The 21,674-nt window shown below is 59.3% G+C and carries 21 protein-coding genes and 1 tRNA gene; 15 read left to right on the top strand and 7 right to left on the bottom strand.

The features are described 5' to 3' along the window. The first annotated feature begins 193 nt into the window (after positions 1–193). From ACNKH3_RS12200 to rpiB, 9 genes are all read left to right on the top strand, one after another. A complete protein-coding gene (locus tag ACNKH3_RS12200) occupies positions 194–1,342 on the top strand; it encodes an acyl-CoA dehydrogenase family protein (protein WP_417915994.1) in 1,149 nt (382 codons plus the stop codon). Continuing rightward, complete coding sequence (locus tag ACNKH3_RS12195; RefSeq protein ID WP_417915995.1) at positions 1,339–2,118, top strand: electron transfer flavoprotein subunit beta/FixA family protein; 780 nt, start codon at positions 1,339–1,341, stop codon at positions 2,116–2,118. The genes ACNKH3_RS12200 and ACNKH3_RS12195 overlap by 4 nt, the downstream gene beginning before the upstream one ends. Next, the gene (locus ACNKH3_RS12190) at positions 2,109–2,399 is read left to right on the top strand and encodes a hypothetical protein (protein ID WP_420209420.1); all 291 of its coding nucleotides are present in this window, start codon (positions 2,109–2,111) and stop codon (positions 2,397–2,399) included. The genes ACNKH3_RS12195 and ACNKH3_RS12190 overlap by 10 nt, the downstream gene beginning before the upstream one ends. Continuing rightward, positions 2,392–2,934 carry a restriction endonuclease gene (locus tag ACNKH3_RS12185; protein WP_417915997.1) on the top strand — a complete coding sequence of 181 codons (543 nt, stop codon included), beginning with the start codon at positions 2,392–2,394 and terminating at the stop codon, positions 2,932–2,934. Before ACNKH3_RS12190 ends, ACNKH3_RS12185 begins: the two co-directional genes overlap by 8 nt. A 6-nt stretch (positions 2,935–2,940) precedes the next feature. After that, the gene (locus tag ACNKH3_RS12180; RefSeq protein WP_417915998.1) at positions 2,941–4,134 is read left to right on the top strand and encodes an FAD-binding protein; all 1,194 of its coding nucleotides are present in this window, start codon (positions 2,941–2,943) and stop codon (positions 4,132–4,134) included. Continuing rightward, positions 4,131–4,880, top strand: a complete 750-nt coding sequence (gene fabG, locus ACNKH3_RS12175) for a 3-oxoacyl-ACP reductase FabG (protein WP_417915999.1) — start codon at positions 4,131–4,133, stop codon at positions 4,878–4,880. Before ACNKH3_RS12180 ends, fabG begins: the two co-directional genes overlap by 4 nt. Before the next feature lie 387 nt (positions 4,881–5,267). Continuing rightward, on the top strand, positions 5,268–5,501 hold the full coding sequence (gene acpP, locus ACNKH3_RS12170) for an acyl carrier protein (RefSeq protein WP_417916000.1): 234 nt from the start codon (positions 5,268–5,270) through the stop codon (positions 5,499–5,501). Between the two features lie 75 nt (positions 5,502–5,576). Beyond that, positions 5,577–6,821 (top strand): beta-ketoacyl-ACP synthase II, encoded by a 1,245-nt coding sequence (gene fabF, locus ACNKH3_RS12165; RefSeq protein WP_417916001.1) that lies wholly within the window; start codon positions 5,577–5,579, stop codon positions 6,819–6,821. 4 nt (positions 6,822–6,825) lie between these two features. Further along, positions 6,826–7,251 carry a ribose 5-phosphate isomerase B gene (gene rpiB / locus ACNKH3_RS12160; RefSeq protein WP_417916002.1) on the top strand — a complete coding sequence of 142 codons (426 nt, stop codon included), beginning with the start codon at positions 6,826–6,828 and terminating at the stop codon, positions 7,249–7,251. A 13-nt stretch (positions 7,252–7,264) separates the two neighbouring features. On the opposite strand, the gene ACNKH3_RS12155 is transcribed toward rpiB, so the two are convergent. Further along, entirely contained in the window at positions 7,265–7,882 is a 618-nt protein-coding gene (locus ACNKH3_RS12155) for a hypothetical protein (RefSeq protein ID WP_417916003.1), read from the bottom strand. 151 nt (positions 7,883–8,033) lie between these two features. Here ACNKH3_RS12155 and glyA point away from each other — a divergent pair, with 151 nt between their 5' ends. The 4 genes from glyA (at position 8,034) to ACNKH3_RS12135 (ending at position 13,942) form a co-directional block, all read left to right on the top strand. Next, positions 8,034–9,296, top strand: coding sequence for a serine hydroxymethyltransferase (gene glyA / locus ACNKH3_RS12150; protein ID WP_420209419.1), 1,263 nt, complete (start codon positions 8,034–8,036; stop codon positions 9,294–9,296). After that, positions 9,296–9,754, top strand: coding sequence for a transcriptional regulator NrdR (nrdR, locus tag ACNKH3_RS12145; protein ID WP_417916989.1), 459 nt, complete (start codon positions 9,296–9,298; stop codon positions 9,752–9,754). The genes glyA and nrdR overlap by 1 nt, the downstream gene beginning before the upstream one ends. Then, positions 9,751–10,845, top strand: a complete 1,095-nt coding sequence (ribD, locus tag ACNKH3_RS12140) for a bifunctional diaminohydroxyphosphoribosylaminopyrimidine deaminase/5-amino-6-(5-phosphoribosylamino)uracil reductase RibD (protein ID WP_420209418.1) — start codon at positions 9,751–9,753, stop codon at positions 10,843–10,845. The genes nrdR and ribD overlap by 4 nt, the downstream gene beginning before the upstream one ends. Positions 10,846–10,999: 154 nt before the next feature. Continuing rightward, on the top strand, positions 11,000–13,942 hold the full coding sequence (locus ACNKH3_RS12135) for a M16 family metallopeptidase (protein ID WP_420209417.1): 2,943 nt from the start codon (positions 11,000–11,002) through the stop codon (positions 13,940–13,942). Here ACNKH3_RS12135 and ACNKH3_RS12130 read toward each other — a convergent pair. The 5 genes from ACNKH3_RS12130 to ACNKH3_RS12110 all read right to left on the bottom strand — a co-directional run bounded on the left by ACNKH3_RS12130 (position 13,824) and on the right by ACNKH3_RS12110 (position 19,609). After that, positions 13,824–14,522 carry a pimeloyl-ACP methyl esterase BioG family protein gene (locus ACNKH3_RS12130; RefSeq protein ID WP_417915868.1) on the bottom strand — a complete coding sequence of 233 codons (699 nt, stop codon included), beginning with the start codon at positions 14,520–14,522 and terminating at the stop codon, positions 13,824–13,826. The two genes, ACNKH3_RS12135 and ACNKH3_RS12130, sit on opposite strands and share 119 nt — an antisense overlap. Further along, positions 14,519–15,706: an aminotransferase class I/II-fold pyridoxal phosphate-dependent enzyme gene (locus tag ACNKH3_RS12125; RefSeq protein WP_420209416.1), complete on the bottom strand. Its 1,188-nt coding sequence runs from the start codon at positions 15,704–15,706 to the stop codon at positions 14,519–14,521. Before ACNKH3_RS12125 ends, ACNKH3_RS12130 begins: the two co-directional genes overlap by 4 nt. A 280-nt stretch (positions 15,707–15,986) precedes the next feature. Next, complete coding sequence (locus ACNKH3_RS12120; RefSeq protein WP_420209415.1) at positions 15,987–17,075, bottom strand: FmdE family protein; 1,089 nt, start codon at positions 17,073–17,075, stop codon at positions 15,987–15,989. Between the two features lie 349 nt (positions 17,076–17,424). Then, on the bottom strand, positions 17,425–18,084 hold the full coding sequence (locus ACNKH3_RS12115; RefSeq protein WP_417916504.1) for a response regulator: 660 nt from the start codon (positions 18,082–18,084) through the stop codon (positions 17,425–17,427). After that, on the bottom strand, positions 18,053–19,609 hold the full coding sequence (locus ACNKH3_RS12110; protein WP_417916503.1) for a HAMP domain-containing protein: 1,557 nt from the start codon (positions 19,607–19,609) through the stop codon (positions 18,053–18,055). The genes ACNKH3_RS12115 and ACNKH3_RS12110 overlap by 32 nt, the downstream gene beginning before the upstream one ends. 303 nt (positions 19,610–19,912) lie before the next feature. Between ACNKH3_RS12110 and ACNKH3_RS12105 the strand changes: the two genes are divergently transcribed. Further along, a tRNA-Ser gene (locus tag ACNKH3_RS12105) sits at positions 19,913–20,002 on the top strand. 269 nt (positions 20,003–20,271) lie between these two features. After that, entirely contained in the window at positions 20,272–20,898 is a 627-nt protein-coding gene (locus tag ACNKH3_RS12100) for a hypothetical protein (protein ID WP_417916502.1), read from the top strand. Positions 20,899–20,988: 90 nt separating this feature from the next. On the opposite strand, the gene ACNKH3_RS12095 is transcribed toward ACNKH3_RS12100, so the two are convergent. Continuing rightward, positions 20,989–21,600, bottom strand: a complete 612-nt coding sequence (locus ACNKH3_RS12095; RefSeq protein ID WP_420209414.1) for a metallophosphoesterase family protein — start codon at positions 21,598–21,600, stop codon at positions 20,989–20,991. Positions 21,601–21,674: the final 74 nt, after the last annotated feature.

Raw genomic sequence — 21,674 nt, 5'->3', positions numbered from 1 at the left:
CGGGAGAGAATCATGTGCATGAGTGTCAGACGGTCATGTACATGAGTGAGAGGCAACCATGTACATGACTGCCTCGCATCTATGTGTATGGAACAGGTTCATCTATGTACATAGAACGGTTCTTCCCATGTGCATAGGGAAAAAAGTTTCATGCCCATGAACGGCAGACGGTTGCGAAGCAAAGGAGAACACGGTGGATTATTTTCTGACAGAAGAACAGCGGATGATCAAAGAGACCGCCCGCGAGCTGGCCGAGGCGAAGATCATTCCCAAGCGGGCCGAGCTGGACGAACGCAACGAGTTCGCAGGCGAGCTGCTGGCTGACATCGCTAAAGCTGATCTCTTCGCTGTGCTGGTGCCTGAAGCCTACGGAGGCATGGGCACCGGCATCTTTGACATTGTGCTGGCTCTGGAGGAGCTGGCGCGGGGCTGCGTCGGCGTGGCCACCAGCTTTGCCGCCTGCGGTCTGGGCATTTTGCCGATTCTGATTTCCGGCAGCGAGGAGCTGAAGCAGAAGTATCTGCCGGCTGTGGCTGAAGGTAAGAGTCTGGCTGCTTTTGGCCTGACTGAGGCCAACGCCGGTTCCGATGCGGCAGGCATCCGCACCACGGCTGTGGACGGCGGCGATTGCTGGATCCTCAACGGCACCAAGCAGTGGATCACCAACGGCGGCGAGGCGCAGATTTACTCGGTCATAGCTCTGACCAACCCGGAGAAAGGCATACGCGGGGCCTCGATGTTTGTGGTGGAGGACGGCGATCCCGGCTTCTCCTACGGCAAGAAGGAAAACAAGATGGGCATCCGCTCGTCCGCCACTTGCGAGCTGGTGATGAAGGACTGCCGCATTCCCAAGGATAGGCTGATCGGCAGAAAGGGCACCGGCTTTATCACGGTGATGAAGACCTTGGATGTGTCGCGGCCAGGTATTGCCAGCTTGGGCGTGGGCTTGGCGCAGGCGGCACTCGACGAAGCGGCACGCTACGCCAAGCAGCGCGTGCAGTTCGGCAAACCGATCATCAGCTTCCAGGCTGTGCAGCACATGCTGGCGGACATGGCCATTCAGACCGAGGCCGCACGGGGCTTGGTTTATGGCGCAGCCCGGCACATTGACGCGCATCCTGAGGACGCAAGCAAGATTTCCTCCATGTGCAAGGTCTTTGCCACAGACACTGCCATGAAGGTGACGACAGATGCGGTGCAAGTCATGGGCGGCTATGGCTACATGAAAGAATATCCGGTGGAAAAGATGATGCGCGATGCCAAGATACTACAAATCTATGAGGGCACAAACCAGATTCAGCGCAATGTCATTGGTCAGAAACTGAACCGGGAATACGCATGAAGATCATTGTCTGCATCAAGCAGGTGCCGGATGCCAAGGATGTGCGTCTTGATCCCAAGACCAACACCTTGGCGCGGGAAGGCGTGGCTGCGATCATGAATCCCTTTGACCGCCATGCTTTGGAAGAGGCGGTGCGCTTGAAGGAGCAGCTCGGCGGCACGGTCACGGCTCTGTCTATGGGGCCGCCCCAGGCTAAGGACGTGCTGCTGGAGGCGATTGCCTGCGGCGCGGACGAGGGCGTGCTGGTCTCTGACCGCGCCTTTGCCGGGGCAGACACGTGGGCGACTTCCTACACCCTTGCCAAAGCGGTGCAGAGCTTGGGCACGTTTGATCTGATACTCTGCGGCAAGCAGGCCATTGACGGCGACACGGCGCAAGTCGGGCCGGGACTGGCGGCGCAGCTCAAGCTGCCATACATCACCTGTGTGCAGAAGACCCGCGAGGCAACACCGACGTTTCTTCAGGTTGAGCGGATGATGGATGACGGCTACGATGTGGTGCAGCTGCCGCTGCCTGCCTTGCTGACCGTGGTCAAGGACATCAACGAGCCACGGGTGCCTTCTCTGAAAGGCAAGATGCGGGCTAACAAGGCGGAAATCAAGGTGATTTCTGCTGCGGATATCAAGGCGGAGCCACAGTACATCGGCTTGGCTGGTTCACCGACCAAGGTGGCGCGGGTCTTCTCGCCAGAGCCGCGCGGCAACCGGAGGATGTTCTCTGGCACAGCAGCGGAGCAGGTGGCGCAGTTGGTGGCGGAGATTCGGGGGTGTTTGTGAGAACAGTCAAATATACCTGTTGGCAAGACGGAGAGTTCTACTTAGGTTATCTGAACGATTATCCAGAGCATCAGACTCAGGGGATGTCGAAAGAAGAGCTGATTGCCAACCTGCAAGACCTTCGTAATGATATTGAGATGAAGGATGAATACGATTTCACGGATGCCGAGCAGGGGAAGTTTTATAGGCCGTTAGAGGAATTGGAAATCTTGCAGAAGCACCTGAGTTCAAGCCGCTTACAAGGGAAGAGATATATCGCAGGAGTTGATCGCAATGTCTGAAAAGAAATCGTGGCAAACATATGAAGAGGTTGTGACATATCTTCTAAATAAATTTGCGGAGCATTTTGGCCTTGAATGCGTAGAAGGAAAGCAGCATGTTCCAGGAACATGTGGCACTGACTGGGAAATCGATGCTAAAGGTGTTGCTAAGAATGGCGATGGTTTTCTGATTGTTGAATGTAGGCGTTATACAACATCTCGTCTTGACCAAGAAAGCGTGGCTGGGCTTGCGTTCCGTATTCAAGATACAGGTGCTCAGGGCGGTTTTGTTGTCACTCCTCTTGATTTGCAGGAAGGAGCGAAAAAAGTAGCCGCTCATGAAAATATTCACCATGTCATTCTTGACCCAAACAGTACGACAAATCAGTACGTGTTACGCTTTTTAAAGAAAGTTTTTGTTGGTGTCACAGCCTCAGTTGGTATTAGTGCAGAAGCGCGAGTGGGATTTATATCACCGGAGGAAACGAAAATAATCAACGCAATGCCTCAAGCTGAACGAGAAGCATTTATGGAAAATTTTATGGAAAATTTATAACGAAATATGCTCATAGTTGACACCACCCTATGTATCGGCTGCGGAGTCTGCGAAGCCAACTGCGCCTTTGGAGCCATCATCCTCAAGGACGGCGTTGCCGTGGTCGGCGAGGGCTGCAAGCTCTGCGGCTCCTGCGTGGACAACTGCGAACCCGGTGCCCTGCGCATTGAAACCGCTGCCAAAGCCGCGCCGAACGACTTGTCTGCTTGGTCTGGCATCTGGGTCTTTGCTGAAGCGCGGCACGGCGTGGTTGCGCCAGTGGCCTTTGAGCTGCTGGGCATTGGCAGAAAGCTGGTTGATCAGCGCGGCACTGCCCTGACCGCCGTTCTGCTGGGTGCCAATGTCGAGAGCAAGGCCGCCGAGTTGATCGCGGCTGGCGCGGACAAGGTGCTGCTGGCTGATGACCCCGCCCTTGCGCAGTACCGCGAGGATGTGTACGGAAAGGTCTTAGAGCATTTGATTATCCAGCATAAACCCGAAGTGGTGCTGGCCGGAGCAACTGCCATTGGCCGCTCGGTTATTCCGCAAGTGGCGAACGCCTTGGGCGCGGGCCTGACCGCCGACTGCACCGCCCTTGCCATCCGCCCGGAAGACGGGGTTTTGCTGCAAACCCGCCCGGCCTTTGGCGGCAACATCATGGCAACCATCGAATGCCCGCAAACCCGCCCGCAGATGGCGACGGTGCGGCCTAATGTCATGGCCCCGCTTGCGCCTGATTTGGCCCGCAGCGGCGAGGTGATCAGAGTGCCGCTCGCACCGGAGCTGCTGGCCTCTAAGGTTGAAGTGCTGGAAACGGTGTTCAGCCAGGAGCAGCAGGCGAATATTCAGGAAAAGGAAGTGTTAGTCAGCGGCGGGCGCGGCTTGGCGAGCGAGAAGGGCTTTGCCTTGCTCCACGAGCTGGCGACCGAGCTGAACGGCGCGGTGTCCGCCTCGCGGGCCGCTGTGGACGCAGGCTGGATTGGCTATCCCTGCCAAGTCGGCCAGACCGGCAAGACGGTCAGCCCCAAGCTCTACATCGCCTGCGGCATTTCCGGCGCGGTGCAGCACACGGTCGGGATGCAATCGGCAGAAACCATCGTCGCCATCAACCGCGATGAAAAGGCACCGATCTTCGACCTCGCCACCTACGGCTTGGTTGGCGATCTTTTTGAAATCCTTCCCCTGCTGACGCAGAAAATCAGGGAGCAGCGCAGGCTATGACACTTGCAGGAAAAACAGCGTTAGTCACTGGCGGCAGCCGGGGCATAGGCCGGGCGATTTGCCTGCTTTTGGCCGCTCAGGGCGCGAATGTCGGCATTAATTACGTCAGCCGGGCCGCAGCCGCTGAAGAGGTGTTGTCGGAAATCACCGCTGCGGGCGGCAAGGGCTTTGTCATCGGCTTTGACGTGACCGACAGCGCGGCAGTGCAGAACGCGGTAAAAACAATTTCCGCAGACCACGGCGGAGTTGATATACTGATCAACAACGCAGGCATCACCCGCGACGGCCTGATGGCCCGGATGAAGGACGAGGACTGGGACGCGGTGCTGAACACCAATCTCAAGGGCGCGTTTGTCTGCTCGAAAGAGGCGATGCGCGGCATGATGAAGAAACGCTGGGGCCGGATCATCAACATCAGCTCGGTGATCGGCTGCGTCGGCAACGCGGGCCAAGTGAACTACGCGGCAGCCAAGGCCGGGCTGATCGGCCTGACCAAATCAATGGCCAAAGAGCTGGCCTCGCGTAAAATTACGGTCAATTGCGTCGCGCCGGGGTATATTGTCACGGACATGACCACCGAGCTGCCGGAGGAGATCAAGGAGAGCATCCTTGCCAACATCCCGCTGGGCAGCATCGGCCAGCCGGAAGACGTGGCCGCTGCGGTGGCGTATCTTGCCGCCGAGGAAAGCGGCTATGTCACCGGCCAGACGCTGCATGTCAACGGCGGCATGTACATGGGCAATTAAGGCGGAAAGCCTGCCTCAAATGCCTTGCCGGGCACTGCGAACGCCGCATCCGAGGCTGCGAATGAGGCATTGCACGCATCGAATGCCTCATTCGCAGTGTGAAACGAGACGTTGGCAGCGTTGAATGAAGCATTCGCCGCGTCAAATGAGGCATTTGATGTTTTAAACGTCGCATTCGATGCGTGAAACGTGGCAGACGAAGCGTTGAATGAGGCATTTCGAGCTGCAAATATCTCGTTCGCAGTGTGAAACGAGGCGTTCGCAGCCGCAAACGGAGCGTTTGCAAGCGCGGACAAGGCAGTTCAGCGCGAGGAACAACTGTTCGGAACGGCGGATTTCCGTCCGAAATATTTGCATATCTAAAAAAGAACTATCAGGAGAACGAGCATGGCAGCAGTTGCGGATAAGATGATTGATATTATTGTCGAGCAGCTCAGTGTGGACAAAGAGAAGGTGGTTCCAGCCGCTTCTTTTGTGGACGATCTGGGCGCGGATTCTCTCGATCAGGTCGAGCTGATCATGGCGATGGAAGAGGCGTTTGACATCGAGATCCCGGACGAGGACGCGGAAGGCATCAAGACCGTCCAGAACGCGATTGACTACGTCGAGAAGCTCCAATAGCAGCAGGCAACAGGTCAGCAGGCGGAGCGTCCTGCTGACAGCCGCCGTTTTGACTCATTTCAACAGGATCAGGACGTGAAACAGCGACGGGTTGTTGTGACAGGAATCGGCTTGGTGACTCCGCTGGGCACCGGCACGGACAAGACGTGGGAAGGGTTGCTCGCTGGGCGCAGCGGCATCGGCCCGATCACCCGCTTTGACGCATCCGCTCATGCGGCCCGCATCGCCGCCGAGGTCAAGGATTTTGAGCCGGAACGCTGGTTCGAGCCGAAGCAGGTCAAAAATCTCGATCTTTTTGTTCAGTATGGCGTGGCCGCTGCGGACTTGGCCATGCAGGACAGCGGCTTGATCATCAGCGAGGAGCTGGCCGAGCGGGTCGGCGTGATCACCGGCTGCGGCATGGGCAGTTTGCCCACCATCGAGGAATATCATTCGGTGCTGCTGGCCAAAGGGCCGCGCCGGATCACGCCGTTCTTTATTCCGAGGGTGATTCCCAACATGCCCTCCGGCCACATTTCGATGCGTTTCGGGGCCAAAGGGCCGAATCTTGCCCTGTCAACGGCCTGCGCCGCTGGCACCCACGCGGTGGGCGAAGCGTACCGTCATATTCTTTTCGGCGACTGCGACGCGGCCATCACCGGCGGCGCGGAGGCGGTTATCTGCCCGATTGCGGTCGGCGGTTTTGCGGCGATGAAGGCTCTGTCCACCCGCAACGAAGAGCCGGAACGCGCCTCGCGGCCTTTTGACCGCGACCGCGACGGCTTCATCATGGCTGAAGGCGCGGGCATGATCCTGATCGAGGAGCTGGAGTCAGCCAAGCGGCGCGGAGCGAAGATTTACGCGGAATTAGTCGGCTACGGCCTGAGCAGCGATGCCTACCATATCGCCGCGCCGCCTGACAACGGCGAGGGCGCGGCTCGCTGCATGAAGATGGCCCTGCGCAGCGCGGGCATGAACCCGGACGAGATTGACTACATCAACGCCCACGGCACTTCCACCCCGCTCAACGACAGCTGCGAGACAGCGGCGATCAAGACGGTGTTCGGCAATCACGCTTACAAGCTGGCGGTCAGCTCGACCAAATCCATGACCGGCCACATGCTCGGCGGCGCCGGCGGGATTGAAGCGGCGTTCATTGCTCTTGCTGTGCATCATCAGTGTGCCCCGCCAACCACCAATTACGAAAATCCTGACCCGGCCTGTGATTTGGATTATGTGCCGAACACGGCCCGCAAGATGCAGATCCGGGCGGCGATGTCCAATTCTTTCGGCTTCGGCGGCACCAACGGGGTCATCATCATGAAGCGGTTTGAGGGCTGAAATCGTGAAAATTGCAGTCGGCAGCGACCACGGCGGCTTTGAGCTGAAGCAGCAGGTGGTGGAATTTCTGAGCAAGGCCGGGCATGAGGTCGAGTCCGTGGGCTGCTTCGGTCTAGCCTCGGTGGATTATCCCGATTTTGCCGAAAAGGTCTGCGCCTTGGTCAAATCAGGGGCCTGCGAGCGGGGCATACTCATCTGCGGCACCGGCATCGGCATGTCCATCGCCGCCAACCGGCACCGGGACATCCGGGCCGCGCTCTGCCACGAGGCCTTCACCGCCCGCATGAGCCGCGAGCACAACAACGCCAACGTCCTCTGCCTCGGCGCACGGGTGATAGGCCCGGAGCTGGCCTTGGAGATCGTGCGGGCGTGGGTGGCGGCGGAGTTCGCAGGCGGCAGGCACCAGCGGCGGCTGGATATGCTGAGTTAGCGATGTGATGAAATCATTTCATCACATCCGTTTTACAGCTTTCCACAAAAAATTTTAAAATGCCGACAATCTTGCTGCCGTCATCGAAAGGATAAAGAAAACTGTCAATGGTGGCGATGCTGTTTTCAAGCGACAGGAATTGCCACAGCACGCCATCTGTGACGGCTCCATAAATCGGGGATATCGGACTGCCATTCTGCTCGTTGAAGATGCGCGCCGCTTCCATTTCCGCAATGCACTGCGCGTATCCACTTCCTAAATCTGACTTTTTCGCTTCAACCAGCACCACAACCGGCGATTGAATATAGAGTTGGTTCTCGCTTTTGCTGATAATTGCATCAGGGTTTCCTGTTAAGCCTCTTTCAGAATCCACATTAAATGCATTTTGCAGAAAAAAACTGATGCCAATATGCTGACTTAGTTCAGTTAAAACATTATTGACAATCAACGATTGCCTTGCGTGTTCTGTGTTAATTTGAATCGCTCTTATGTAAGATATTTTGATGGTTTCTATGAACCATTGCGAGAGTTTCACAGGCGCAATGTGTTTATAAAGTTCATTGCCGCTTTTGATGTTTATTCCTAATATTTTATGCACCTGATTAAGCGTCTTGAAATCGCTGTATGGCATTTTATCCCTCTTTTTTGAAAATAAAGCGCAGTTTCAAACAAATGCTATCATACCGCACGTCAGGCGTGAACGCAAGCCAAACCGGTCGCTTGCCGCTGAGAGCAATTTCTCCCCATCACAATTTGCGTATCATCGCGAGAAGGCAAAAATTATGACAACCTTGAAAACAATCGACACCGATGTGCATCAATATATTCAGTACGAGCTGGAGCGGCAGGCCAACCAGCTTGAGCTGATCGCCTCGGAAAACATCGTTTCTCCGGCGGTGCTGGAAGCGCAAGGCTCTATTTTCACCAACAAATATGCGGAAGGCTATCCCGGCAAGCGCTACTACGGCGGCTGCGATTACGCCGACAAAATCGAAACTTTGGCCATTGAACGGGCGAAAGAGATTTTCGGGGCAGAGTACGTCAACGTCCAGCCGCATTCGGGCAGCCAAGCTAACATGGCAGTGTATTTTTCCTGCCTCAATCCGGGCGACAAGGTGCTGGGCATGGACTTGGCGCACGGCGGCCATCTGACTCACGGCGCGGCGGTCTCCTTTTCCGGTAAGCTCTTCAATTTCATGTCCTACGGCGTGAAGCGCGACACCGAGACCATTGACATGGCCGAGGTGGAGCGCATCGCCTTTGAGAACCGGCCCAAGCTGATCGTGGCCGGAGCCAGTGCTTATCCACGCATCATTGATTTTGAGCATTTCCGCCACATTGCCGACCAAATCGGTGCGCTTTTCATGGTGGACATGGCCCACATCGCCGGGCTGGTGGCTGCGGGCGTGCATCCCTCGCCGGTACCCTATGCCGATTTTGTCACAACCACCACCCACAAGACTTTACGCGGGCCGCGCGGCGGCTTGATTTTGGCGAAGAAAAAATACGCCAAGGCTTTGGATTCCAATATCTTCCCTGGCATTCAGGGCGGGCCGCTGGTGCATGTGATCGCAGCCAAGGCGGTCAGCTTCAGGGAGGCGATGACCGAGGAATATCGCCAATATCAGCGGCAGGTTGTGACCAACGCCCAGATGCTGGCCGCGCAGCTCAAAAGCCACGGCTTCCGCATCGTTTCCGGCGGCACGGACAATCATCTGATGCTGATTGACCTGAGCAGCAAAGGGCTGACCGGCAAAGAGGCCGAACATCTGCTCGAAGAGGCGGGCCTGACCGTGAATAAGAATGCCATTCCCTTTGACACCCAGCCGCGCTTTGTCACCAGCGGCATCCGCATCGGCACGCCGTCTGTGACCACCAGAGGGCTGAAGGAGCCGGAGATGGTCAAAATCGCCGATTGGATCAATCGCGTGCTGATCTCACGCAGCGCGGCGGTGATCGCTCAAGTGCGGCAGGAAGTACGCGAGCTGTGCGAAGAGCTGCCGCTCTATCCTGAAATGGCGAGGGAGGAGGAGTTCGCGGCCTGATGAAATGCCCCTACTGCGGCGACATCGACAACCGGGTGATTGACTCCCGCCTGAACCGCGACAAGACCATCACCCGGCGGCGGCGGCACTGCGCCGCCTGCGAGCAGCGCTTCACCACCTACGAGCGCATTGAGATGACCCTGCCCATGCTGGTGAAAAAGGATGGCCGCCGCGAGCCGTGGGACCGGGGCAAAATGCTGCTTGGTCTCGAAAAAGCCTGCGAAAAGCTGCCGGTGAGCATGGAGCAGCTCGATGCCTTTGTGGACAAGATCGAATGCAGGCTGCAAGACGTGGGCAAAAAGGAGATTCCCACCTCGCAGCTCGGCGAATGGGTGATGGAGACCCTGCCGGAGCTGGACGAGGTGGCTTATGTCCGCTTTGCCTCGGTTTATCGCCAGTTCAAGGATGTCAATGAATTCATGGAAGAACTCAAGTATTTCCTCCACAAGGAGAAATGACAGGGGACGACCTGCGCTTCATGCGCCAGGCCCTTGAGCTGGCCAAAAAAGGGCTGGGCCGCACTGCGCCGAATCCCTGCGTCGGCGCGGTGATAGTCCGGGACGGGCAGCTTGTCGGCAGCGGCTGGCACCACAAAGCTGGAACGCCTCATGCCGAGGTTCATGCCATTGCTGAGGCCGGGGCCGCCTGCGCCGGAGCCACGCTCTATGTCACCCTTGAGCCGTGCAATCACACCGGCAGAACCCCGCCGTGCAGCCGGGCGGTCTTGGCCGCCGGAATCGCCCGCGTGGTTGTGGGCATGGCGGACCCCAACCCGGTCGCCGCAGGCGGGGCGGCGTTTCTTAGCGCACATGGTGTAGAGGTCGAAATCGGCATTTTGGAGAAGGAATGCCGCCAGCTCAACTGGCCTTTCATCAAGCATTCGAGCACCGGCCTGCCGTGGGTGGTTTTGAAGGCGGGCATGAGTTTGGACGGCAGAATCAGCCGAACGCGCGGCCAAGGCGGACCGATCACCGGGCCGGAGTCGCTGCGGCGGGTGCATGAACTGCGCGACCAGCTCGATGCCATTCTGATCGGCATCGGCACCGCCTTGATTGACAATCCCTTACTCACCACGCGGATCGAGAATGGACGCGATCCGCTCCGGGTGCTTTTGGACAGCCAGCTCCGCCTGCCGCTGGAGGCGAAATTGCTGCGGCAGCAATCAGCTGCGCAGACGTGGATATTTTGCAGCCGCGAGGCATCCGCTGAAAAGCAGCGCAGGCTGGAAGCGGCTGGCGCGGTCGTTCACCGCGTTGCTATTGATGAAAACGGCCAGCTTGATCTGAAGCAGGTGCTGCGGCAAATCGGCAAGGCGGGCCTGACTTCAGTGCTGGTTGAAGGCGGCGCGGCAGTGCATGGAGCCTTTCTGCGGGCCGGGTTGGCCGATGAAGCCTGCCTTTTTGTCGCCCCGTGTTTCATCGGCGAGAATGGAACGCCGTTCCTCAGCGGTGATGCGCCTGAAGCTCTGCTGACGGAAATGACGGCGGAAAAGCTGGGGCAGGATGTGCTGCTGCGGGGTCTGCTGCAAAGCGAAGTCAGCCTGCATTGAGACGGCCGCGGCCTGACATGACGCATGTCAAGCCGCAGATGGCGCAAGTGAGGCCCGACATGCTCCATCTGCGACCGTATTTGCCTCATGTGAAGCCGTATCTGCGGCATGTCAAGACCGACACGGGGCACTCTTTTCTTTCCTTGGAGGCATTATGAACCTGCGACGAATTCTCCCCCTGCTTCCTGCGTTGTTTCTCCTGCTTTGCTCTCCCGGCAGTTCCAGCGCCAAAGAGACGGCTCCGCCCGCCTCCTCCTGCTTCAGCACTGGCTGGCCGCAGGATCAAATCGATCTCAAGCCTGATCCGGCCCTGACCTTCGGCACTCTGGAGAACGGTGTCCGCTACATGATCATGCCCAACAAGGAGCCGAAAAACCGGGTCGGGCTGTATCTGAACGTCCAGGCAGGCTCGCTGCACGAGACCGAGGCGCAGCGCGGCGCAGCGCATTATCTGGAGCACATGCTCTTCAACGGCACTCGTCATTATCCGGCGGGCAAGCTGGTGGAATACTTCCAGTCCATCGGCATGGCCTTCGGCCCGGACACCAACGCCCACACCAGCTATGACGAGACGGTCTATAAGCTCCTGCTGCCGGACGGCGGCGAAAAACATCTCGACGAAGGCCTGCTGGTGCTGGCTGATTACGCGGCGGGCGCGCTGCTGGAGCCGAAGGAGGTGGAGCGCGAGCGGGGCATCATTCTGGCCGAGAAACGTGAGCGCGACTCAGCGTCCCGGCGGGTCTTCAAGGCGGACATGGAGCAGGGTTTCGCAGGCACGCTGGTCGCGCAGCGGGATGTGATCGGCACAGATGAAGTGCTGAAAACGGCGGATGCGGCCCTGCTCCGGCAGTATTATCAGCAGTGGTACCGGCCCGGCAAGATGATCGTGGTCGCGGTCGGCGACACCAAGGTGGAGCTGGCGGAAGCACTGATCAAAAAGCATTTCGGCCCGCTCAAGGACGAGGAAAAGCAGCCAGTCTGCCCGGATTTCGGCCAAGTCGCCGAGGGCGGCATTTCCGCCTTTTATCAGCGCGAGCCGGACCTTGGCCACACCGAGCTGACGCTGGCTTCGGTCTGGAACACCAAACCGGAAGCCTTCACCAAGACTGCCGCCCTGCGGCGGCTGCAAGAGGGCGTGGCGGCGACGATGCTGAACAACCGCCTCCAGCGGCTGACCAGCAGCAAAGGCAGTCCGCTGACCAGTGCCTATTTTTATTCCTCTATCATGCTGGGACGGGTTGGCTTCAGCAGCATGAAGGCGAAAAGCTCCGCCGGGCAATGGCAGGCCAGTTTGGAGCTGCTCAACCTCACCCTGCGGCAGGCCCTGATCGAGGGCTTCGCCGAGCCGGAACTGAAACGGGCCAAAAAGGAGGTCATGAGCCAACTGCGGCAGGCGGCGGAATCTGCCGCCAGCCGGAAGAGCGACGAGATCGCCGCCGTTCTTGTCAGCTTGATCAACAGCGATGAGGTGCCGCTGTCGCCGCAGCAGGAGCTGGAGCTGTACGGCCCGGCCTTGGAGGCGCTGACCTTGGCCGAGGTCAATCAGAGCTTCCGCAGTCTCTGGCCGGAGCGGCGGCTGATCAAGGCCGCAGGCACGCTGGATTTGTCCGGCAGCGGGCCGTCCCCGGAGGAACGGCTGCTGGCGGTCTTCAAGGCTGCCGAGGCGGCGGAACTCAAGCCGTGGACAGCGCAGGCCGAGGCGGTCTTTCCCTATCTGCCGGAGCCGGAGCAGGCCGCCGAGCTGACCGGCTGCGTCGCGCACGGCAAGATCGGCGCGGAAACCTGCACCTTCAGCAACGGTCTGATCCTGAATCTGAAAAAGACCGATTTTGAGCCGAACGAGCTGCAACTCGCCGCTGTTTTCGGCAAAGGGCTGCTTGCCGAATCCAAGCCTGGCCTGGCTGTTCTGGCCAAGATGCTGCTGCCGGAAAGCGGGGTCGGCAAGCTGGATCAGGAGCAGCTTCGGGCCGCGCTGGCAAAATATTCCTTTGTCCTCAATTTTGGCGTGGATGAGGAGAGCTTTCAGTTCAAAGGGCAGGCGCTGAAGAGCGAGACCGAGCCGCTCTTCCAGCTGTTGCGCAGCAGACTTGACGATCCGGCCTTCCGGGCTGATGCCTTTGCGCGGGTCATGCGCAAAATCGAGCAGCTGTACGCTCAGATGGCAAGTTCGGTGGAAGGGGTGATGCAGCTGCGGGGCGAGAATTTTCTTGCCGGCGGCAATTCCCGCTACGGCCTGCCGCCGCTGGAGGCGCTGCAAAAGCTGACTTTGGCTGAGATCGAAGGCTGGCTGGCTCCGGCGCTGCGGGAAGAGTCGCTGGAAATTTCCGTGGTCGGCGATTTTGATCAGGAGCAGGTGCTTAAGCTGGCGGCGAAATATTTCGGCGGGCCACGCAAGGGCAGTCAGCAGGGCGCGGGAACAACAATTGCCTTTCCGGCGGGCCAGCAGCTGAAGCTCAATGTGGCGACTGCGACCGGCAAGGCCTTGGCCGCTGTCGCCTGGCCGACTGATGATTTCTGGGACATCGCCCGCACCCGGCGGCTCGGCGTGCTGGCGGCGGTGCTGGATGACCGCCTGCGCAAGCAGATCCGGGAGTCCTTGGGCGCGGCCTATTCGCCCTATGTCTATAACCAGTCGAGCACGGTTGATCCCGGTCACGGCGTGCTGCGCGCCGTGCTGCTGGCCGAGCCGGGCCAGGCCGGGCTGCTGGCCAAAAAGCTCCGGCAGGCCGGGGCGGAGCTGGCCGCAGGCAAGGTCACGCAGGAGGAGCTGACCCGCGCCCTTGAGCCGACGCTGACCTCGATCCGGGACATGGTGCGGACCAACCGCTACTGGCTGGACTCGGTGCTGATCTCGTCCTCGCGGCACCCGCAGCGGCTGGACTGGCCGACCACCATCCAGTCCGACTTCGCTGCGGTCAAACCGGAGGAAATTGCCGCGCTGGCCGCCAAGTATCTTCAGCCGGACAAGGCGGCGGAGATCATCCTCCTGCCGGAGGCTCCGACAAAGGAGGACGCAGTGCCTTCAGCCCTGCCTGCTGATAAAACGGAAAATGCGGCAGAGGCAGGGTCTCGCACCGCTCCCGGCCCCAAGCTCTGACCTGATTGCGGGCCGGAAAAACGCGGTCGCGGGCGGTGACAATCCGGCGGCTGTAGATGTCCGGCAGATCCTCCGCGCAGCTCTGGCAAAGCGCGCGCAGCTGCTCCAGCTCCTCCCGCAGCTCCGCCGGAGCGCGGCGCGGCGGGCAGCGCAGAAAGCGTTCCGCCTCTGCCTCGCAGTCGAACATGGAGCGGCGGAACTGCTCCAGCGCAGCCGGGGAAAAATTGTCCAGCATCGCGGCGAAGTTTTCTGTTGGAATGCCGCAGCGGTCGTTCACCGGAGAAAGAGTGCCGCCTAAGGCTGTGGCGGAGCTGAAACGCAGCCCGGCAAAAAGCGGATCGTGCCGCGTCAGCCACGCTGCGGCCCAGACTCCCATAGACCAAGCCAGCAAATGCAGCCTGCCGCCCTTTGGCAGGAGGGAGAACAGCCTGCCGCTGTCCATGCTGCGGTAGTCATAGACCAGCAGCACGTCTGCCGGGCCGAAATTTATATCGGCGAACGGCTCCGGCCCCATGCCCCAGCCGCTGAGGAAGAGCAGGCAGTCGCCGCTGCTGCCGCGCCGCAGCCAGCAGCTGTTCATGCGCGAAGCGCGGCGGCGATCTGCTCCGCCAGACCATCCAGCTGCGCCGTGTCCAAGGCCGCGCTGAGGGACAGCCGCAGCCGGGCAGTGTTCGGCGGCACGGTGGGCGGCCTGACCGCATGAACCCACCAGCCTTGCCTGCGCAGCCGTTCCGCCGCCGCCTGCGCCTTGGCCGGGTCGCCGATCAGCACCGGCACAATCTGGCTCGCGCCGCCGGTGGTCAGACCGAGCTGATGCAGTCTGCCACGCAGCTGTCCGGCCAGCGCTGCCAAAATTTTCCGCTCCTCGCCCATGCTCACGATATGCGGCAGCAGGAAATTGAGCCAGCTGATGCTCACCGGCGGCAGCGCGGTGGTGAAGATCAGCGGGCGGGCGGTGTTGATCAGAAAATCGCGCAGCAGGCGGCTACACACGACAAATGCCCCCTGTCCGGCCCAAGCCTTGCCAAAGGTGCCGACAAAGATGTCAATCCGCTCCAGCACCCCATGCTCTTCGGCCAGCCCAAGGCCGCATTCGCCGCGCACGCCGACCGCATGGGCCTCGTCAACATACAGCACTGCCCCGTACTGATCCCGCAGCTCGGCCAGCGCGGTCAAATCGGCGCAGTCGCCGTCCATTGAAAAAATTGACTCGGTGACAATGAAAACGGTTCCGGCGAAACCGGCGAGCTGCTGGAGCAGCTGCTCCAGCTTGCCGCAGTCCAAATGCGGATAGCGGACGAGCTTGGCGCCGGTCAGCCGCACCCCGTCAATCAGGCTGGCGTGGCAGAGGCGGTCGGCGAGAACAATGTCGCCCTTGCGGACCACAGCGGAGAGCACGCCGGTGTTGAGCTGCCAGCCGGAGTTGAAAATCAGCGCGCTCTCTTTGCCGTAAAGCCGGGCCAGCGCGTCTTCCAGCTGCTGGCAGCCTGCGCCGCTGCCGGTCATCAGGCGGGACGCGCCGCTGCCCAGAGCGGCATCAGCGAGATCGGCTCCGGCAAGGCTGGCATGAAAATCCCGCAGCAGCGCGGGGCTGCTGCCGAGGCCGAGATAATCGTTGCCGGAGAGGTTGAGATGCCGCCTGCCGTCCGCCTCAATCCAGCCTCCGGCCAGCGGCTGCGTCGGCACAAGAGAGCGCAGCAGCCCCTTGGCCTCAAGGGCGTAGAGATGATCGCAGAGACGGCGTTCCAAGGAATTGACAGGCATTTTTCGGCGGAAACAGGCGTTGTTGAGAAATTTGTCCGCAGGTCTCCGTCATGATAAATAAAAAAAAACGGGCTGTCGAGCTGTTTCGCAGCAGATGAAAAAGGCCAAAGATGAGCAGCAGATTTGGAGCTGTGAGCAAGCGTTTGTCAGCCGTCGCTGACTGCGCTCTGTTGCGGTGCGGATAAAAACTGGAAGCATGTGAAAAAACAGCGGCGGCAGCAGAAGGAGAGAGAAGTCTGCCGCAGCCGCTGAGGAGAGCTTGTTTTGCGCTGCTGCTGCGCTACGGCAGCGCGTTGATCTGCGCCACCGGATCAACGCCGGGCCGGGCGTAATCAGCAGGCGACACGCCCTGCGGCAGCGTGAATGCACGCTCCACGGCAACGAAGTCTTCCGGGCTGTCCATCTTGTCTAAATACCAGAGATCGGCGCAAAGTTTGTCAAGAGTGGCATGGCCGTAGGCCGGACAGCCTGTCTCATCCGTTCCGGCAAGACTGACAGACAGGGCTGCGCCAGTCCAAACATCGGAACGCGGTGCCTTGCGGTAGACGATGGTCGAGGCGGCCTGCGCCCAAGCGGGCCAGGCCGCGAGGTCAGCTTCAGACGGATAGAGAACATCGTAGGACTTTTTGCCGGGCGTGAGATTGAGGATGGCTTGCAGCGCGTCCTCCTTGCACCACGGCTGAATGCTCTGGACAAACAAACTGCCGCTGGCAAAATGCCGCTCAATATACCGGGCCATCAGGATGCCGGAGGTCACGCCGGGGCAGTAGTGGTCATGGAACTCAAAGGCCCGCGCTGCCTTGGTGTCCGCGCCTGCGGCCAAGGCATTGGCAATGGTCACGATGCGGAACTCGTTGCCGCCGAACACCTTGGCATCAAATTTCTGCGCGTATTCAGCAGGATTGGCGAACAGATGCTCGGCGTTGATCTGATCAACTGCCTCGGCGGAGAAGAGCGGCGCATTTTCCTCGCCAGCGGCGGGATTCACTTGCAGGTAGGCGCAGTTGCCTGATTTCTTGTCAAAGACTGCGAACCAGAGCGGCGTGCCGGACGAGCTGTGAATTTCGATCAGGCTGTGATTGCCCCGGCTGACCTTGAGGACGCTGCTCAGGCCGTCGAGCGCGCCCATGGTGGACTCGCCGCTGACAGCGGCATAGCCTGCGTTGGTCAGGGCGATGCTGTCGGAACTCTGAAAGGACGGCGACTGCTTGCGGATCATTCCTGCCGCCTTGAACGCAGCCTGCGCGCCGACATCATTCCACCGGCTGTACTCCGTGTCGGCGTTCTTCGCCCAAGCGGCGGATGCCAGCACCGCCATGCCGCTCAGAAAAAAAATTGCGGTTTTCAGACCTCTTGCTGCTGAACCCATGATGAAACCTCCTTTTTGGGAAAGAAAAAAATGCGGCGCACAGCGCGCCGTCAGTTTGCGCAAAGAAGAGGGAGAAAGGCCGCAGCGGACTTCCGGAGCCTTGCGGCTCCGGATTGTTCAGTTCTTTTTCCTGCGCTTCGGAGCTGACTCGAAGGAGATGGAGCGAGAACCTGTCCTGTTTGGCACGGCAGGCATCGCCCTGAGGAAGAGGGGGCGGCCTGAGGAGAGAAACAGGCCGGCTTCAGCAGGGCTTTGCTTGATCATCAGTAAACCACGGAAAGGCCGCCCGGACAATAAGGCGGAGACCTCATTTTTCTGGGCAATTTGCCCGTGAGCCGGGCAGATCAGCTCATTTTTCCAGCAGGCCGAGCTTGGCGGCGTAGCGGACCAAGTCGGCGGTGCTGTGCAGGTCGAGCTTGCTGAGGATGTTGGCGCGGTGGTTGGTCACAGTCTTGGCGCTGATGCAGAGCCGTTCAGCGATGTCCTTGACCGAGTCGCCGTGGGCGAGGCAGCGGAGAATCTCCTGCTCGCGGGTGGTGAGATTGCCGTAGGTCGCGTCGGACATGTCCAGCATTTCCGCCGTGTCTAACAGCCGGACAGCAATTTCCGGCGACAGGGCCGCGTCCAAGTAATGCTCGCCCCGAAGCGCCGCGTCCAGCGCGTCGCGCAGGCAGCGGGAGACCGACTCCTTGATCAGATAGCCTTCCGCGCCTGCCCGCAATGCGCCGAGGATGTAGTCAATTTTCGAATGCATGCTGACAATGACGATGCGGGTCTCCGGCAGGGCCGCCTTGAGGATGCGGGTGAGCTGGATGCCGCTGCGGTCCGGCAGCGAAAGATCAATCACCGCCAGTTCCGGCTTGAGCCGCCGCGCCTCCTCCTCGCCCCTCCGTGCGTCCGCCGCCTCTCCGGCAACCTCGAATTCAGCCATTTTGCTGACAATCTGCCGGAGACTGGCCCGGAAGATGTCGTGGTCATCAATGATGAGTATCCGCTTCCTGCCTGTCATGGCCTGCCTCCGTTCCGTCCGCCCGCTCCTTGATCAGGCCGGGCAGCTCAATGAATATTTTCACTCCTTCCTGCGGCGCGGACTGGATGCGGAACACGCCCCGCATCATCCGCACCCGCTCCTCCATGCCCAGCAGGCCGAAGCGTTTCTCCTCTCTGGCCCGGCGGTACGCCTCTTCCAATGAAAAGCCGCAGCCGTCGTCCTCAATGCGGAGAATGAGATTGGGCCAGGAGCTGATGAGGCGCAGCTCCGCCCGGCTGGCCGCCGCGTGCTTGGCGGTGTTGTTGAGCGCCTCCTGCGCCAGCCGGTAGATATTGATAGCATATTCAAAGGCAAGCTGCAAATTGTCCGCGCCGGCCTTGCTGAATTTGACCGGGATGCCGGTTTTGCGGCTGAAGTCGCGGCAGAGGTCGGCGAGCGCGCTGGCCAGCCCGATCTGCTCCAGTCCCGGCGGCCTGAGATTGTAGGACAGCTCGCGCACCGTGCGGATGCAGCGGTCAAGCTGGCGGCTCCAGCCGCGCAGTTCTTCCAGCCGCTCGTCAGCTGTCCCGCTGAACAGCTCGCCGCCCGCGATTTTCAGCGAGGACAGCTCCTGCGCCACCTGATCATGCAGATAAAGGGCGATCTGCTGCCGCTCCCGCTCCTGCACCGACAGCAGCTCCTGCGAGAGCTGATGCACCTGCTCCTCGGCCCGGCGCAGCTCGGCGTTGGCGCGGAGCAGCTCCTGCGTCCGCTCCTGCACGGTCGCTTCCAGATTTTCCTGCGAGCGGGCGAGCTGCTCGGCCATCCTGCCGAACTCATTGGCAAGAAACTCAAATTCGTCGCCGGAGCTGATCTTCAGCCGGTGGGCGAGGTTGCCCGCGCCGATCTGCCGGGTGCCTTCCTCCAGCTTCCGTACCGGCCCCAGCACCGAGCGCAGCAGGAGCAGAAAGACCGTCACCGCCAGCAGCACCGCCGCCGCGCTGCTCAGGCCGACTGCCAGCAAAGTGTGCCGATATTTCTCCGTGACAAAGGCTTCGGTCTTGGTCAGCTCCCGCAGATGCAGCTGGAGATGTCCGTCAATCACCGCCTCCATCTTGCGCAGCTCATCCCGCACAACCACGGCGATCTGGGCGAATTCCGCGTCCGGCCAGCCCGCCGCCGACTCGTTGAGGATGTACTTGGACAGGGTCATGGCCAAGATGCCGTGATGCAGCATCTCGTGCGAGGCCATCGCGGCAGCATCCTTCTTTTCATGACTGTGCCGGGCGGCATGAACACTGATCAGCTTTTTGAGCTGCCCGGCCTGAGCGGCGATTTTGCCCCGGTCAATGCGTTTGGCCCGCAGCCCTTCCTCCAAGGAAAGCAGGAGCTGCTTCAGCTCAAGCATTGCCACGGCATTGAGGGCCATGTCGTTGCGCAGGACATGAAACTGCCTGTGGATGCTGGAAAAAGTCCAAACCGAAAAAATGCCGAGCAGGAAAATGACCGCGATCAGAGGTGAAAAATACAAAATGAACCGGTTGCGCAGGCTGAGCTTACCCATTGATCAGACCGCTCCTCTTTCCTGATCCCGCATTTCAGTCCGCATGGCGGCGGCGGAAAGTTGATTGTCAAACAGCAGGACGATGCCGCACATGATTTCGCACTTTGAAAAAAATTCATGAGTTGCAGACAGGCTGGCCGCAGTCAGCTGTTTTTCAGCCAACAGAGCAGATTTCCGCCGCTTTTTTCGCCGCCGCCAACCAGACCTCTGTCAGCGGCTGTGAGAGTAAACGCGCTGACCCGGCTTGTCAATCAATAGTCCTGCTTGACGGCCAGCCTTTTTGCGGGTAAAAATGCTGCCAATGGAGGGATGCCGGAGCGGCTGAACGGGACGGTCTCGAAAACCGTTGCGGGGGCAACCTCGCCCAGGGTTCGAATCCCTGTCCCTCCGCCATTTTTATTTCCTCCTGCCGCGCAGCAAATCCTCTTCTTTGCGGAAAAATTCCAGCCCTGTTTTCTCCCCCCCCCCGCATCAGCAAATTTCTTCTTGACATCTGTTTGCGATTGAAGTTATGGTGGCCTATAGTTTAAATAATTTAACAGTTTTTTTTATATCATCGTATGAAAAAAAGGAGGAGAAGTATGCAGGGAAAAACGTAATAGGAATAATTATTATTATGCTGCATCTTTTAACCAACCACCTCTTCTCAAAGGAGAACAATTATGCGTTTTTCAGCGTTTTTTTCAGCAGCAGTTCTTTCGTTTCTTTTTCTGCTTCCTCAGCAGGGTGTCTCGCAGCAGCTGTCATGGCCCCCGCCCGCGAGCGAGCAGCTGCTTCATGCCAAGCGGGAAAAGGAGCGGCTGGCATTCTATCTCGCTGATTTACAACGTCTTTATGATGATGCCAAACGAAAGGGCGATAAACAGGAATACCGCCGCTTGAAAGATGAACTCAAGCGGATGCAGAAATTGGCAAAATCTCTTGAAAAGAGATATGAAGACATGGAGGATGAAATCAAGCTTGATCTCAAACTGAGGGAGCTTGATTACCTTTGCATGGCCAATCAAAATCCTGGCATGTGCCGGAAGTGCGAAAACGGCAGGGTGGTTGTTGACAACTCCCAAAGTCCGGGCAGCTGCATGAAGTGCGAAAATGGTCAGGCGGTATATGACAATGGGTATTTATCAGCTTGCAAACGTTGCCTGAATGGCAAAGTGGTGGCTATGAACGGAAAAACCTGCAAGCCATCTACCGAGTGCTACGAATATACTTGTCAGCAAGGACGCTGCAAGGGCACACAGATTTGGTTTCCAAGTCCGGATAACGGGCAATGCGTTGCGGCTAAATAAAACGGCAGACCATTTTTAGCGCAAGCCGCCAGCTCCGCTGCCGAAAGAAAAATTCTTTCGGCAGCGGAGCTGGCGGGTTTTTTTACGCGTTCAGCGGCCCGGAATGTGATGATGAATGCTGCCCAGCAGCTCTTCGCCGATTTCCAGCGTGGCATAGGTGCAGGGATGGCCGTATCTGCCGCCAAGCTGGAAGGAGCCGGGGTTGATGAGCAATTTGCCCGCTGTGTGATGACAGACCGCGTTGTGGGTATGGCCGTAGATCAGGCAGTCGGCCTCCGGGAAATGGGCGATCAGGCCAGGCTCAATGTCCACGCCGTGGCGACCGAACTGGTTGCCGTGAGTCAGGGCGATTTTGAAGCCGCCCAGCTCGAATTCCAGCTGTTTGGGCAGGGCGGCCTGCGTGGCCGCGCCGCAGCAGTTGCCGTGCACGGCATAGACTTTCTTGCCCCGGAACGCGTCGAGCATGAAGACATCCACGGTGTCGCCCGCATGGATGATCACCTCGCAGTCCGCGAAGCAGCGGCGGACTGCCTCCAGAAAATCAGGGGTCACGCGGGTCAGATGCGTGTCGGAAAGAATGCCTGCCTTGATCATGAAGCTCACTCCGTGGATGAAGGGAAAACGGCCCTGCCGGACAGAGCCGCTGCTCCAGTTTAAAAGAAGCGGCGGCTCTTGACAAGAAGAGACAAGGAAAGGTTGCAAAAAACAGGGCTATCCCGTAACATGCAGCCTTGCGTGCGCCGCGTTCCGCAGCGCGTCTCATTCATCCAGATTTC

Origin of the sequence: Candidatus Electronema sp. JC (assembly GCF_048287365.2) — a bacterium.
In the GTDB taxonomy this organism is placed as follows: Bacteria; Desulfobacterota; Desulfobulbia; order Desulfobulbales; family Desulfobulbaceae; genus Electronema.
This window is presented reverse-complemented; position numbering and strand designations above follow the sequence as displayed.